Raw genomic sequence first — 13971 nt, forward strand, 5'->3', positions numbered from 1 at the left:
GCAGCAGCGCCGCACACCCTTCCCCTCTGCTCCAACCTCGGCTACATCAACGACCAAACGCAACCGACGGGAGCCACACCATGGCACTGGACAAAAAATTCGACGCACAGCAGGCCGAAGCCCGCATTTACGCCGCTTGGGAACAGTCAGGCGCATTCAAAGCAGGCGCCAACGCCTCGCGCGACGAAACATACTGCGTCATGATCCCGCCGCCCAACGTCAACGGCTCGCTACACGTGGGCCACGCCTTCAACCATGTTTTGCAGGATATCCGCGTGCGCTGGCACCGTATGCGCGGCTTTGACACGCTCTGGCAGCCGGGTCAGGACCACGCGGGCATCGCCCTGCAACTTGCTGTGGAAAACAAACTCGCCGAGAGCCAGATCAAACGCACCGATCTCTCCCGAGAGCAGTTTTTGGAACACGCATGGGCGTACAAAGAAGAAACAGCAGGCACGATCATTGGCCAGATGAAACGTCTGGGCAATTCGTGCGACTGGTCGCGCAACGCCTTCACCATGTCGGGCGCGCCCTTTGACACGCGCGTCGGTCACGAGAACTCCCCCAACTTCCACGACGCGGTCATCAAAGTCTTTGTACAGATGTATAACGAGGGCAAGATTTACCGCGGCAAACGGCTGGTAAACTGGGACCCTCGGTTCGAGACTGCAATCTCCGATCTCGAAGTCGAGAACACCGAAGTCCCCGGTCATATGTGGCACTTCAAATACCCGCTCGCGGGTGGTGCAACCTATGAATACATCGAGAAGGACGAGGACGGAAACGAGACCCTGCGCGAGACTCGCGACTATATCTCTATCGCCACAACCCGCCCCGAAACCATGCTCGGTGACGGTGCCGTTGCCGTTCACCCATCAGATGAACGCTACGCCCCAATAATCGGAAAACTCTGCGAAATTCCTGTCGGCCCAAAGGCACTCCGCCGCCTGATCCCGATCATCACCGACGAATACCCCGACAAGGATTTCGGCTCGGGCGCAGTAAAGATCACAGGCGCGCATGACTTCAACGACTACCAAGTGGCCAAGCGCAACAACATCCCGATGTACAACCTCATGGACACACGCGCCGCCATGCGCGCCGACGGCAAACCCTACGCCGAGGAAGCCGCCGTGGCCCAGAAAATTGCCAACGGCGAGCAGGAGTTCGACGAGGCCATGATCGCCGCCATGAACCTCGTCCCCGACGAATACCGTGGCCTAGACCGTTTTGAGGCCCGCGAAAAAGTCGTGGCAGACATCACCGCCGAGGGCCTCGCCGTGATGCACGACGTGACCCGCACGGTAAAAGACGAGGACGGCAACAAATCGGACGTGACCGAGACCGTTCCTTACGTCGAGTCCAAGCCCATCATGCAGCCCTTCGGCGACCGCTCCAAAGTCGTGATCGAGCCGATGCTCACCGACCAATGGTTCGTGGACACCGACCAAATCGTAGGCCCCGCCCTCGACGCCGTGCGCAATGGCGACGTGAAAATCATGCCCGAGAGCGGCGAGAAAGTGTACTACAACTGGCTCGACAACATCGAGCCATGGTGCATCTCCCGCCAGCTGTGGTGGGGGCATCAGATTCCGGTTTGGTATGGGCCAGTAATCGAAAATGGCGCCATTCAATTGGGTAAATGGGAACCGTTCTGTGCTGCTTCTGAGAACGAAGCAATCGAAATAGCCAAAGCACATTATGGCTCCTCCGCTAATGTTGTAGATGCCAAAGGGAAATGGTCCGCAGAAGATGATGATAAAATCGCTGCGTTCGCTGATGCGGCGAGCGTAGGCATGAGGCATGGCAACGAGCCGTTTCAAGTTCGCCTAAAGCGCGACCCCGACGTCCTAGACACATGGTTCTCCTCCGGCCTCTGGCCCATCGGCACCCTTGGCTGGCCCAAGGAGACGGAGGCGCTCCAAAAATACTTCCCCACCTCCGATCTCATCACAGGTCAGGACATCCTGTTCTTTTGGGTTGCCCGCATGATGATGATGCAGCTCGACACCACGGGCAAAATCCCGTTCGACACGGTCTACCTCCACGGCCTCGTCCGCGATGCCAAAGGCAAGAAGATGAGCAAATCCGTGGGCAACGTCATCGACCCGCTTGAGATCATCAATGAGTACGGCGCAGACGCCCTGCGCTTCACCAACGCCGCCATGGCGTCCCTCGGCGGTGCGCTCAAGCTCGACGCCGCGCGCATCGCAGGCTACCGCAACTTCGGCACCAAGGTTTGGAACGCCCATAAATTCGCCGAAATGAACGGCGTGTTCGACGCCGAAAGGGTGCACGGGGGGTGTACAGGGGGTGTACCAATGGCACCCCGTGCCACGCTCAACAAATGGATCATCGGAGAGACGGCCCGCGTCCGCGAAGAAGTTGATGCCGCCCTCGACACCTACCGCTTCAACGACGCCGCCAGCGCCCTTTATGCCTTTGTCTGGGGCAAGGTTTGCGACTGGTATGTAGAGCTGTCCAAACCCCTACTTCAAGACGATGACGGCAAAGGCGCATTGGCAAAAGAGACACGCGAAACAATGGCTTGGGTGCTGGATCAATGCCTGATCCTGCTGCACCCCATCATGCCCTTCATCACCGAAGAGCTGTGGGGCGAGACCGCCAACCGCGACAAGATGCTCGTCCATGCCGACTGGCCCAGCTACACCACCGCCGACCTGCTCGACGAGGCAGCTGATCGCGAGATGAACTGGGTCATCACCCTCATCGAAAACATCCGCTCCGCAAGGGCCCAGATGCACGTCCCCGCAGGTCTCAAAGTGCCCATGATCGTCACCGAAATGGACGCCGCAGCCCAAGCAGCATGGGACAACAACGAGACGATGATGAAACGCCTCGCGCGGGTAGAAACCCTTGATAAAGCGGATGAATTCCCAAAGGGCACAGTCGCTATCTCTGCTGCGGGCGCGATGTTCGGCTTGCCCCTCGAAGGCATCATCGACATCGCCGAGGAAAAGACCCGTTTGCAAAAATCCCTCGACAAACTCGCCAAGGAAATCGGCGGTCTGAACGGTCGCCTCAAGAACCCAAAATTTGCCGCATCTGCCCCTCCTGAGGTCGTAGCAGAAGCTCAGGAAAACCTCGCTGCGCGCCAAGAAGAGGCCGACCAGCTGCAAGCTGCAATGGACCGCCTCGCCGAGATCGGCTAACAATTCAGGGCGCAGCCTTCCCGCTGCGCCCTTCTTTATTTTTCCTTTAAACTCAATCCCGTACCTACCAAAAGTACGGCCGGCAATTAGTCGAAAACCGCCGCCCGCTTCCCAAAGGCAGCCGCGACAACCTCCATCTGGTGCGGCTTGCCGATGAGCTCCACCTGCTCGCGCGATTCCGCGTCCAGCACTGTTACCGCATCCGCTGTTTCCGCCACATCAATCAACCGCTTGGCCGCACGAATGGCAGACGGGCTCTTGCCTGCAATGGTCTCCGCCAATGCTTGCGCAGCCGCCATCGGATCGTCCGCAATCTCGGTCACCAACCCCCAGCGCTCTGCTTGCCCGGCGCCCACAGGCTCTGCTGTGTAGGTCATACGCCGCAATACGTCCGAGCGCACGAGGCGGGGCAGCAACACCATCCCGCCCATATCCGGCACGATACCCCACTTCATCTCCATCACCGCGAATTTCGCATCTGGCGATGCTATCCGGATGTCGGCCCCCAGCGCCAACTGAATGCCCGCACCAAAGCAGACACCATGCACCGCAGCAATCACGGGGATATCCATCCGCGACCAGACCATGGCAAATTCCTGCCACTGGTTTGTCGTACCATCACCGTGGGTGCGCGGCATCAGCAGCTCGGCAGGGTCTTTGCCGATCATCCCCGACAGCCCCGAGATATCGATGCCAGCACAAAACGCTTTGCCCTCGCCGGAAACAACCACTGCACGCGCGTCAGAGGCCGCAACCTCGTTACCAGCAGCAATAACTGCCGTGATCATATCCTGATCGACCGCATTCATCTTATCCGCGCGGGTCAGGCGAACATGGGCAATGTGATCTTTATAAGTGACCGAGACGCGGGACATGGGCTTTCCTCCGATAGGGTTTTGCCCACATCAGCAGATGCCGCCGCACCACACCAGCAAAACGTAGCGGCATTTACCGCGGTACGACACGTTCGACCGCGCGCATCATTCCAAGGCTTTTGTCGTACACCAGCGTCAGGATCCTGCGCATCGGCGGTTTACCTACCGCCACACCCGCACCGCGCAACGCACCTGCCGCAGCGGCGGTGCCAATAAACCCGCGTCTTGTTAGTTTGGCCATATCTGCCTCCCGTATTTGCGATCCATTCTCATTTAGGCAGCATTTCAATCCGTTACAAGGGCTTGCCCCCGCAACCCCGCCCGACTTAACTGGGCGCATGACAGATTTTCGCCTCACCCCGCTTGCACATTCCTTGCCCGCCACCGTTCCCTTTGTGGGGCCGGAAACACAGGAGCGCGCACGCGGGCTAGCGTTTGATGCGCGGCTAGGCGCAAATGAGAATGTCTTTGGCCCTTCGCCCCGCGCAACAGAGGCCATGGCACAGACACCCCAATGGATGTACGGCGACCCCGAAAGCCATGACCTGCGTGCGGCCCTTGCTCTGCACCACGGCTGCACATCCGCAAACATTATGGTTGGCGAAGGCATCGACGGGCTTTTGGGATATCTGGTACGGTTGTTTGTGGGGCAAGGCGATGCTGTTGTCACCTCAGCGGGCGCGTATCCCACATTCAACTATCATGTCGCGGGGTTTGGCGGTGTGTTGCACACGGTCCCCTATATGGACGATCACGAATCTCCTGCGCAGCTATTTGCAAAAGCAGCCGAGGTAGATGCAAAGCTGGTCTATCTGGCCAATCCTGACAACCCGATGGGCAGCCACCACACAGGCGCAGACATTGCTGCTGCAATGGCGGATTTGCCCGCTGGCACGTTGCTTGTGCTTGATGAGGCCTATGTCGAATGTGCGCCCGAAGGCACAGCCCTGCCCCTGCCCGCAGATGATCCGCGTGTGATGCGGATGCGGACATTTTCCAAAGTCTACGGACTGGCTGGTGCGCGTGTGGGGTATGCCATCGGCCACCCCGATCTCATCTCGGCGTTTCACAAAGTACGCAATCACTTCGGCATGAACCGCGCAGCCCAAGCAGGCGCTTTGGCAGCGCTTGCCGATCAGGATTATCTGGCGCAGGTCCAGCAGGAGATCGACGCTGCCCGCAACCGTATCGCTCAGATCGCGCGCGACAACGGGCTGGTGCCACTGCCTTCTGCCACAAATTTTGTCACACTTGATTGCGGACGTGATGCAGGCTTTGCCAAGGCCGTTCTGGATGGATTGATCGCGCGAGGCATCTTTGTGCGGATGCCCTTTGTTGCCCCGCAGAACCGTTGTATCCGGATCAGCTGCGGCACGGAGGACATGCTGAACAGGCTGGCAGCGCATTTGCCCCAAGCCCTTTCTGATGCCACGGCCGCAGCAGAAAAAAGCTGACGTTAGGAATTTCTGCGCTATCCTGAGTACCGGACAAGCAGAGAGACAAACGATGCGTCATTCACAAGGCAGCGCGCCCAATTTCACACAAGCCTGTATCGTCATGTTTGGCGTCAATATCGCATGGGTCTTTGTGGCGATCTGGGCCATCTGGGGCTTGATTGCGGTCGCTGTAACGGGTTGGTGCATAAACCGCGTTATCAGCTACATCGAAGCGCGGCGCGGCTAGCGCCCGCCAATCACTTTTGCCGCCGCCTCCAGCGCGCCACTGCCATGCGGAATATCGAGGGCTGTCAGACCTGCCTGCATCCCCCCCAAAAGGCCCATGATCATCTGACCGTTTACATGGCCCATGTGGCCCAAACGGAAATAGGCATCACGCGCCGGATCCCCCGGCTCTGCCATACCAAGCCCGATGCCCAGCGTTAGCCCCAGTTGGCCCTCGACCCAATCGCGCAAGCGGGTGCCGTCATTCCCGTTGAGACGCAGGGACGTGACAGCAGTGCTGCGGCAAGCGGGATCGACGATATTCATGCGCAGATCACCACCCACGCCCCATGCATCACATGCGGCCCAGATCGCGTTGGCCAAGACAGTATGCCGCGCCCAAACCTGCTCGATCCCCTCGGCATGGATCATGTCTAGTGCGACACGCAGTCCATAGAGGTGGTGCGTGGGCGCCGTCCCGTTGAAATACTGCCAGAATTCCGTGGCCGTGCTGCGCGGCACCCAGTCCCAATAGCGGCTGACACGCGGCATGGCATCGCGCACGGTTTGTGCACGGTCGTTAAAGAACACAAAGGAGCATCCGGGCGGTACCATCAGACCTTTCTGGCAGCCCGTCACCATGACATCGACACCCCAGTCATCCATCTCGAAACGGTCACATCCGAGCGAAGCGATGCAATCGGCCATAAGCAGTGCGGGGTGGCCCGCTGCATCCAAAACGTCGTGCACCCCCTTGATATCATTCAAAACCGAGCTTGATGTATCGACATGCACGGCCAGCACGGCTTTGATCTTGTGATCCTTATCATCGTCCAAGGCCTGCGCGATAACCTCTAGATCCATGGGGGATGATTTACCAAAATCAATCAGTTGAACATCGGCACCAATGCCTTCGGCCATCTCGCCCCAACCGATGCCAAAGCGCCCTGTCGCAGGGACCAGCACGCGGTCGCCAGGCGCGATCACATTGGCCAGTGCCGCCTCCCATGCCGCATGACCGTTGCCGATATAAATAGCAGCATAGTGCTGTGTGCGTGCGACACGTTTGAGATCATCCATGATGCCCGGCATCATATCCACCAACTCACCCGCATAAATATTGGGCGCAGGGCGGTGCATGGCCTGCAAAACCGCTTCGGGCATTACCGAAGGGCCAGGAATGGCAAGGTATCCACGACCATGTGACAGGTTTGCTTTGGGTGACATACGTTTGAATCCTATATATTTATCGCGCGGGCGGGCACAGCGTCTCTTGCAACCATAGCCTGCGCCGACCCGCCGTCAATCACGCCGCGCGCTTGCTCCTTACCTGCGCGGGCATTAAGGTCTGCCGAACGGCGCACCGCCTATTGCTATAGGCCAGCCCAACAGGACACCGCGACCCAGATGAAAACCGACACCCCTCCCAGCAGCGGACAGACTTATACCTCGGGCGTGCTGATGCGCTGGCTCTGGCGTGACTACTTGCGCAAGCACATAGGCAAGCTCGCCATTGCGGTGATGTTCATGGTGTTGGAGGGCGCGAGCCTCGGGGCTATGGCGAAATTGATGGAGCCAATGTTCGACCGCGTTTTCGTAGCTGGAGAGCAGTCTTGGCTGTTGATCGTGGGGTTTGTGCTGATCGGTATCTTTGTGGTCCGCGCCATATCAGGTGTTGCGCAAAAGGTATTGCTGACACGTATCGCCCAACGTTCAGCGGCGGATATGCGGATTGATCTGCTGGACCGCATGATGCAGCAAGATGGCGCGTTCCATCAGTCCCACCCGCCCGGCTTTCTGATCCAGCGTGTGCAATCGGATGTAAATGCTGTCGGTGATGTCTGGCGCGCAATCATTACCGGTGCAGGGCGCGATTTCATCGGCCTTCTGGTACTGCTGGGTGTGGCCATCTCCATTGATCCGGTATGGGCATTGCTGGCCTGTATCGGCATCCCTGTCATGGTCCTGCCTGCTGCCTTTGCCCAGCGCTTCGTGCGCCGCCGTGCGCGTGAAGCGCGCGATCTGGGCGCCAGCCTGTCGACCCGGCTGGACGAGGTATTCCACGGCATTGTGCAAATCAAGCTCAACGCACTGGAAAGCTATCAGTCCCGCCAATACCGCGAGATAACGAAACGCTTTGTCTCTACCGAAGTGCGCACAGCCTTCGGCAGTTCGGCCATACCTGCTATGATTGATATCATCTCGGGGATCGGGTTCATGGCTGTAATCCTTTATGGAGGTTCCGAGATTATCTCGGGTGACAAGACAATCGGCCAGTTCATGACTTTCTTTACGGCGATGGGTTTTACCTTCAATCCACTGCGCCGTCTGGGGGCGATCAGTGGTCAATGGCAGACCGCCGCTGCCGCACTTGAGCGCATAAAAGAGCTGATGGACGCGCCCTTGCACCTGACGTCTCCCGAAACGCCAGTGCCAGCACCGCTGGGCGATGCGGATATTACCCTTGATCGCGTAAATCTGTCCTTTGGCGAGACACAAGTACTGCATGATCTGTCACTTACGGCGCCAGCGGGCCAAACAACCGCGTTGGTCGGGGCATCAGGCGCGGGTAAATCAACGATCTTCAATCTGCTGACCCGCCTTCTGGACCCGACATCGGGTACGGTGCGCATTGGAGGTGTCACAACGACCGAAATGGCAATTCCCGATCTGCGAACGCTATTCTCTGTCGTCAGCCAAGAGGCGCTTTTGTTCGATGAAACCCTGCGCGAAAATATCGTACTTGGCAGAACAGATGTGTCGGATGAGGCACTGCAAGCAGCCCTTGACGCAGCCTTTGTCTCTGACTTTTTGCCACAGCTGGAAAACGGCCTCGACACGCATGTCGGGCCGCGCGGCTCTGCCCTGTCGGGGGGGCAACGCCAACGCGTAGTGATTGCGCGCGCCCTCCTGCGCAACACACCAGTGTTGCTGCTGGACGAGGCGACAAGCGCGCTGGATGCTCAATCAGAGCAGGTGGTGCAAGACGCGCTTGATCGCTTGTCCGAGGGGCGCACAACACTGGTGATTGCACACCGTCTCAGCACCATCCGCAATGCGGACAAGATCATCGTGATGGACCGTGGTCGCGCTGTGGACGAAGGCACGCATGAGGAACTGCTGGCGCGTGGCGGCATTTACGCCGACCTCTACCGTCTACAATTCAAAGATGGCAAAACCGTATCAGACCGTCGTGGCCGCACGTCACACCGCAGCGATGGTCCGCAGCCTGAACAACAGCCCAGTCTGCTACAACGGATCGGTCAACATTTCTTCGGAAGCTAACCAGCGGGTTTTGCGAGAACATCTGCTAAAGGCAGCAGTACGGTGTCACGCCTCAGGCGTGCCATTTGGATCAATCCTGCCAAAAATTGGATCAATCCTGCCAAAAAGATGCACGCGCTATCGCCGATAGGCCTGCGCCAACACCTCGGGAGAGACCCCCGCGAAGTAGCGCAGCAGCGTCCAAAGATTGCGAATACCGCGTCGTATCCAGCCCTGTTTTTGATACCGCACAGCTGATGTAACAGCCACGCCGCCCATCTCGCACAGCTTGCCGCGCAGGCGGCGGACAATATGCACATCCTCCATCAAAGGCTGGTCAGGATAGCCACCTGAAGCATCATAGAGCTGGCGATGGATCAACAACCCCTGATCCCCGTAGGGCAGCCCCGCGCGGCTGCGCAGGTTTGCCCAACCAGCAACAAACCGCGCCGCCATCCCGCCGCGATCAAAGGCCAGCCGAAACCAGCCTGCACGGTCTGGCTTTGACAGATGTGCGCTGACAGCTTCGCACCAGCCTGCGCTCAGTACTGTGTCCGCATGAAGGATCAGTATCCACTCTCCTTGCGCGGCAGCCACACCGCGTTTTAGTTGCCCCCCGCGCGACGGCGGACCATGCAGAACTATGGCCCCCCATGCCTGGGCAACCGCACCTGTGGCATCGGTTGATCCGCCATCACTCACGATCAACTCGCGGATCAGCCCCTGATCCAAGCCTTCCATCAGCGCACCCAGACACGGGCCAAGGGCCGGTTCAGCATCCAATGTCGGGATAACCACTGAAATTTGCGCGCGCATCTTTGCCCTCATCACCATCTGCCCCCTGTAAAGCGAAGCGATCATTGCTATATTAAACAGAACGCCAAAAGGACAGTCCGATGAACGCACCCGCCCGTACGATCCTGCGCCTTGCAGGCAAAGATACACGCGATTTTTTGCAAGGCCTGATCACCAATGACATTTCGGGCGTCGACAGTGGTCTCGTCTATGCCGCAATCCTCACGCCACAAGGTAAATACATGGCGGATTTCTTTTTGTCAGCGAAGGACGATGCGGTGTTGCTGGACGCGGACACCGCACAGGCCGATATGCTGGTTCAACGCCTGTCCATGTACAAGCTGCGCGCTGACGTGACGATCAAAAAGACTGATTTGTACGTTCACCGCGGCACTGGCGCGATACCCGAAGATGCTATGGCTGATCCGCGCCATGACGCGCTGGGTTGGCGGGCGTATCGTGAAACCCTGCAGACAGACGACAACACCGATTGGACAGCTCTGCATGTGACACACATGATCCCTTCCAGCGGGGTTGAGTTGACCCCTGACAGCTTTATTCTGGAAATGGGGTTTGAACGGCTCAACGGCGTCGATTTTCGCAAGGGCTGTTATGTTGGCCAAGAGGTCACCGCGCGCATGAAGCATAAAACCGAACTGCGCAAAGGTCTGGCCTTGGTTGCAGTTCAGGGCAGCGCACAAACTGGTGCAGCGATCCTGTCAGGAGAAAAGCCTGCAGGCACCCTGCTCAGCCGGTCGGGCGATCAGGCCTTGGCCTATCTGCGCTATGACCGCGCCACTGGCGAGATGACGGCACAGGACGCGACAGTCACCCGCCTTGCCTAAAGCTGTCAGTTGCACACGTTACGTGATGGACAAACAAAAAACGCGGCCTGAAGGGCCGCGCTCAGACTTTTACATGTGGTCCTGATGCCTAGGCACGCTCAACATATTCAAATGTCTCTGTATTGACGATGATGTCTTCGTCCTGACCTACGAATGGCGGTACGCTGACCTTTACACCGTTGTCCAGAATGGCAGGCTTGAACGAATTCGCAGCTGTTTGGCCCTTCACCACTGGTTCTGTCTCGACGACCTTGCAGGTGACCTTCTGGGGAAGTGCGGCGTTGATTGCCTCATCATCATAATACTCGACGACGATCATCATTCCGTCTTGCAAGAACGGGCGGCGATCGCCCAACAGATCGGCAGCCAGTTGCACCTGATCGTAGGTATCGGTGTCCATCAGTACCAGCATCCCTGCATCTTCATACAAGAACTGCTGGTCCTTTTGCTCCAGACGCACACGCTCGACTTTATCCGCGCTGCGAAAACGCTCGTTCAATTTGGAACCGTTGCGCAGGTTCTTCATCTCGACTTGCGCAAATGCACCACCTTTGCCCGGTTTTACATGATCGACCTTTACAGCCGCCCAAAGGCCGCCGTTGTGTTCAAGGACATTTCCAGGGCGAATCTCGTTTCCGTTGATTTTGGGCATGTGGCAAAACTCTGGCAAAAGGTTGATGAAATCTTGTTAACGCCTATATCTTGCGTAGAAACCACGCGCAAGCAGCCGTGTTTAGTAGCGAGTGCAGCAAAAGCCATGCAAATTTGGCATAGCTGCCATGCGTAAACAGGGTATCCGAATCGCTCGAGATATGTCAGAAGAAGCGGACGCCGAAAATGACAAGAGCAAGAATAATGGAAGGACGACGAGTTGAAAGATTTCGTTGATGGCACGGCCTTTAATAACGAACAAGGTAACCGCGCCCGTAAACTGTTCGCAGCTGTAGTACTGGCTGCACTCGATGATGCAATCGCAGATGACAAGAAATATGGCAATGGCCCAGAGCAGATCGCCCGTTGGGCGCGTTCGCGCGATGGCCGTGAAGTACTCAGCTGTGCGGGCATTGACCCGAACGAGCGTGTTGTAACCGGTCTGATGGATTTCGTCGGCAAAGGTGTACGGACTTCCGTCGCCCTGTCACGCGAAGAGTCAGAGCGTCGCAATGCCGCCCAGCAGGCCGAAGCCGCTTAACCGCACTTCTCCCTGTACTGAAAAAAGACGCAGCTTTCGGGCTGCGTTTTTTTATTGGCTGAACACAAATATCCAGATCCACGTGATCCATAGCTCTGCCATCAATAAGATAGCGGCGGTGGTCGCGATCAGCAAACCGGGCCGCCAAAGCCACAAGCGCACCGCTGCCGCAGCCGACAGCGCCCCCTCAACAGGGCCAATCAAATGTGCGCCATGCCCACGGTCCCAATAGCTGTAAGGGCTTTCATATACCCAATCACTTAACGGCCAGAAATGCGCGCGTCCGTCATCATGGTGCAACGGAAAGTCGAGACACAAATGAATGAGACCTGCGCCCGCAAATGCAACCACAAGCGGCATCTGCCGCCAAAGTGCAAAGGCCAGCATCGCCCCCCACAGCAAAAACGAGTTATCGACCGCAAAAACGGTTTGCCAGCTATCGGAAAAATATAACTCGTCGAAGACTACGCGCGGCGATATCCCCAGCAGATAAAGCGACCCGCCCGCCAAAAGATAAAGGGATAAGTCAGGGGCCAATGCGCCCGCCATCGCGGCCCAGATGACTGCGCGATTACCCTTTTTGCCCATCACGGCTGCACCAATCAGTAAATGTGCCGGTGTGTTCATCTATTCCACTTTTCCTTGAGGGCATTTTACGCGCATTATCCGCCTTCGGATGTTCACTCTCTCGGCAAGGACACGCAATGGCAAAAGCCATCATGATACAAGGTACGGGCAGCAATGTTGGAAAATCCATGGTTGTGGCAGGGCTGCTGCGCGCGTTGCGCATTCGCGGGCTAGAGGTCCGGCCATTCAAGCCGCAAAACATGTCCAACAACGCCGCAGTAACCGCAGATGGCGGCGAAATCGGGCGCGCGCAGGCGTTGCAGGCGCGTGCATGTGGTGTGGACCCTCACACCGATATGAACCCGGTGTTGCTCAAACCGCAAACTGCGACAGGTGCGCAGGTGGTTGTGCAAGGCAAGGTCGTGGGCAATCAGGAAGCACGTGCCTTTGGCAGTAAAAAAACCACGCTTATGCCTGCTGTGCTAGAAAGCTTTTCGCGCCTTGCCAGCCAGTGTGACATGATCGTGGTTGAGGGTGCAGGATCCCCCGCCGAGACGAACCTGCGCGCAGGGGATATTGCCAATATGGGGTTTGCGCGGGCGGCGCATGTGCCTGTGATCCTGATGGGCGATATTGATCGTGGCGGCGTAATTGCGCAAATCGTTGGCACTGACGCGGTGCTGGATGCCGATGATCGGGCTATGGTCAAAGGCTTTTGCGTAAACAAGTTTCGCGGCGATCGCAGCCTGTTTGACGAAGGTCGGGATGATATTGTTCGACGTACGGGCTGGCCCTCGCTGGGGGTGTTACCATGGTTCGATCAGGCCAGCCGCCTGCCCGCCGAAGATGTGATGGACCTGCCAGCGCGCGCACGCTCGGGCGGCGCAGGGTTGGTGATATCGGTGCCACAATTGCCGCGCATCTCGAATTTTGACGACCTGGACCCGCTGATCGCCGAACCTAATGTAGATTTACGGATGATCACGCGCGGAACCCCTATCCCTGCCGATTCCGACCTTGTTCTGCTGGTCGGAAGCAAATCCACTATCGCGGATCTGGCTGCTTTGCGTAGCGAAGGGTGGGACATCGACATCGCTGCGCATGTGCGGCGCGGAGGGCACCTTGCAGGGCTCTGCGGCGGGTATCAGATGTTGGGCCAAACCATCAGCGATCCCTTAGGCGTCGAGGGAGAAGCAAGCACCGTTGCAGGCCTCGGTCATCTGGCGGTGGATACGGTGCTTGAACCAATCAAGCATCTTGCCCAACGCAGCGGCACCCATCTGGAAAGTGGTACAGATATAAACGGATACGAGATTCATATAGGCTCAACGGTAGGTGCAGACTGCACACGCCCTGTCTTGCAGCTGGAAGGGACAGATGAAGGTGCAACCGCTGCGAACAGGCGCGTTTGGGGCTGTTATCTGCACGGGCTTTTTGCCTCGGACAATTTCCGCGCCGCCTATCTTGCATCGCTTGGGGCAACCTCAACGATTGCTTATGATGACGGCGTGGAAGAAACACTCGACGCTTTGGCCGCGCATATGGAGCGTTATTTTGACATTGATGCGCTGATCGAACTGGCAGGTCAGACGGCCTGAG

At 57.8% G+C, this 13971-nt stretch carries 13 protein-coding genes; 7 read left to right on the forward strand and 6 right to left on the reverse strand.

The features are described from left to right. Nucleotides 1-80 precede the first annotated feature (80 nt). On the forward strand, nt 81-3173 hold the full coding sequence (locus tag Q0903_RS00655; RefSeq protein WP_299411894.1) for a valine--tRNA ligase: 3093 nt from the start codon (nt 81-83) through the stop codon (nt 3171-3173). 86 nt (nt 3174-3259) lie between these two features. Here the strand turns inward: Q0903_RS00655 and Q0903_RS00660 are convergent, their stop codons facing one another. Both Q0903_RS00660 and Q0903_RS00665 read right to left on the reverse strand, forming a co-directional pair. Beyond that, complete coding sequence (locus Q0903_RS00660) at nt 3260-4048, reverse strand: crotonase/enoyl-CoA hydratase family protein (protein ID WP_299411896.1); 789 nt, start codon at nt 4046-4048, stop codon at nt 3260-3262. Nucleotides 4049-4121: 73 nt separating this feature from the next. Further along, nucleotides 4122-4289 carry a twin-arginine translocation signal domain-containing protein gene (locus Q0903_RS00665; RefSeq protein ID WP_299411898.1) on the reverse strand — a complete coding sequence of 56 codons (168 nt, stop codon included), beginning with the start codon at nt 4287-4289 and terminating at the stop codon, nt 4122-4124. 97 nt (nt 4290-4386) lie between these two features. On the opposite strand from Q0903_RS00665, the gene Q0903_RS00670 reads away from it, so the two are divergent. Next, a complete protein-coding gene (locus Q0903_RS00670; protein WP_299411901.1) occupies nt 4387-5502 on the forward strand; it encodes a pyridoxal phosphate-dependent aminotransferase in 1116 nt (371 codons plus the stop codon). Nucleotides 5503-5554: 52 nt separating this feature from the next. Then, nucleotides 5555-5731: a hypothetical protein gene (locus Q0903_RS00675; protein WP_299024092.1), complete on the forward strand. Its 177-nt coding sequence runs from the start codon at nt 5555-5557 to the stop codon at nt 5729-5731. On the opposite strand, the gene Q0903_RS00680 is transcribed toward Q0903_RS00675, so the two are convergent. Next, entirely contained in the window at nt 5728-6936 is a 1209-nt protein-coding gene (locus tag Q0903_RS00680) for an aminotransferase class V-fold PLP-dependent enzyme (protein WP_299411903.1), read from the reverse strand. The genes Q0903_RS00675 and Q0903_RS00680 overlap by 4 nt on opposite strands. Nucleotides 6937-7116: 180 nt before the next feature. Between Q0903_RS00680 and Q0903_RS00685 the strand changes: the two genes are divergently transcribed. Then, the gene (locus Q0903_RS00685) at nt 7117-8994 is read left to right on the forward strand and encodes an ABC transporter ATP-binding protein (protein ID WP_299411906.1); all 1878 of its coding nucleotides are present in this window, start codon (nt 7117-7119) and stop codon (nt 8992-8994) included. 117 nt (nt 8995-9111) lie between these two features. Here the strand turns inward: Q0903_RS00685 and Q0903_RS00690 are convergent, their stop codons facing one another. Continuing rightward, on the reverse strand, nt 9112-9789 hold the full coding sequence (locus tag Q0903_RS00690) for a TIGR04283 family arsenosugar biosynthesis glycosyltransferase (RefSeq protein WP_299411908.1): 678 nt from the start codon (nt 9787-9789) through the stop codon (nt 9112-9114). Nucleotides 9790-9869: 80 nt separating this feature from the next. On the opposite strand from Q0903_RS00690, the gene Q0903_RS00695 reads away from it, so the two are divergent. Then, a complete protein-coding gene (locus tag Q0903_RS00695; protein ID WP_299411910.1) occupies nt 9870-10613 on the forward strand; it encodes a folate-binding protein in 744 nt (247 codons plus the stop codon). 88 nt (nt 10614-10701) lie between these two features. Here Q0903_RS00695 and efp read toward each other — a convergent pair whose 3' ends face one another. After that, on the reverse strand, nt 10702-11265 hold the full coding sequence (efp, locus tag Q0903_RS00700) for an elongation factor P (protein WP_299024099.1): 564 nt from the start codon (nt 11263-11265) through the stop codon (nt 10702-10704). Nucleotides 11266-11484: 219 nt separating this feature from the next. Here efp and Q0903_RS00705 point away from each other — a divergent pair, with 219 nt between their 5' ends. Then, nucleotides 11485-11805, forward strand: a complete 321-nt coding sequence (locus tag Q0903_RS00705; RefSeq protein WP_008228933.1) for a DUF6280 family protein — start codon at nt 11485-11487, stop codon at nt 11803-11805. 51 nt (nt 11806-11856) lie between these two features. Here the strand turns inward: Q0903_RS00705 and Q0903_RS00710 are convergent, their stop codons facing one another. Further along, nucleotides 11857-12432, reverse strand: a complete 576-nt coding sequence (locus Q0903_RS00710) for a cobalamin biosynthesis protein CobQ (protein WP_299411914.1) — start codon at nt 12430-12432, stop codon at nt 11857-11859. 77 nt (nt 12433-12509) lie between these two features. Here Q0903_RS00710 and Q0903_RS00715 point away from each other — a divergent pair, with 77 nt between their 5' ends. Beyond that, nucleotides 12510-13970: a cobyric acid synthase gene (locus Q0903_RS00715; RefSeq protein WP_299411916.1), complete on the forward strand. Its 1461-nt coding sequence runs from the start codon at nt 12510-12512 to the stop codon at nt 13968-13970. Nucleotide 13971: the final 1 nt, after the last annotated feature.

This window comes from uncultured Sulfitobacter sp., from assembly GCF_947502895.1.
Lineage (GTDB): Bacteria > Pseudomonadota > Alphaproteobacteria > Rhodobacterales > Rhodobacteraceae > Sulfitobacter.

Excerpts from the sequence above, each read along its gene's own strand:
- Q0903_RS00665 (WP_299411898.1), bottom strand. The coding sequence starts at position 4,289 with ATGGCCAAACTAACAAGACGCGGGTTTATTGGCACCGCCGCTGCGGCA.
- Q0903_RS00680 (WP_299411903.1), bottom strand. The coding sequence starts at position 6,936 with ATGTCACCCAAAGCAAACCTGTCACATGGTCGTGGATACCTTGCCATT.
- Q0903_RS00710 (WP_299411914.1), bottom strand. The coding sequence starts at position 12,432 with ATGAACACACCGGCACATTTACTGATTGGTGCAGCCGTGATGGGCAAA.
- Q0903_RS00670 (WP_299411901.1), top strand. The coding sequence starts at position 4,387 with ATGACAGATTTTCGCCTCACCCCGCTTGCACATTCCTTGCCCGCCACC.
- Q0903_RS00715 (WP_299411916.1), top strand. The coding sequence starts at position 12,510 with ATGGCAAAAGCCATCATGATACAAGGTACGGGCAGCAATGTTGGAAAA.
- Q0903_RS00655 (WP_299411894.1), top strand. The coding sequence starts at position 81 with ATGGCACTGGACAAAAAATTCGACGCACAGCAGGCCGAAGCCCGCATT.
- Q0903_RS00675 (WP_299024092.1), top strand. The coding sequence starts at position 5,555 with ATGCGTCATTCACAAGGCAGCGCGCCCAATTTCACACAAGCCTGTATC.
- Q0903_RS00660 (WP_299411896.1), bottom strand. The coding sequence starts at position 4,048 with ATGTCCCGCGTCTCGGTCACTTATAAAGATCACATTGCCCATGTTCGC.
- efp (WP_299024099.1), bottom strand. The coding sequence starts at position 11,265 with ATGCCCAAAATCAACGGAAACGAGATTCGCCCTGGAAATGTCCTTGAA.
- Q0903_RS00685 (WP_299411906.1), top strand. The coding sequence starts at position 7,117 with ATGAAAACCGACACCCCTCCCAGCAGCGGACAGACTTATACCTCGGGC.
- Q0903_RS00695 (WP_299411910.1), top strand. The coding sequence starts at position 9,870 with ATGAACGCACCCGCCCGTACGATCCTGCGCCTTGCAGGCAAAGATACA.
- Q0903_RS00690 (WP_299411908.1), bottom strand. The coding sequence starts at position 9,789 with ATGCGCGCGCAAATTTCAGTGGTTATCCCGACATTGGATGCTGAACCG.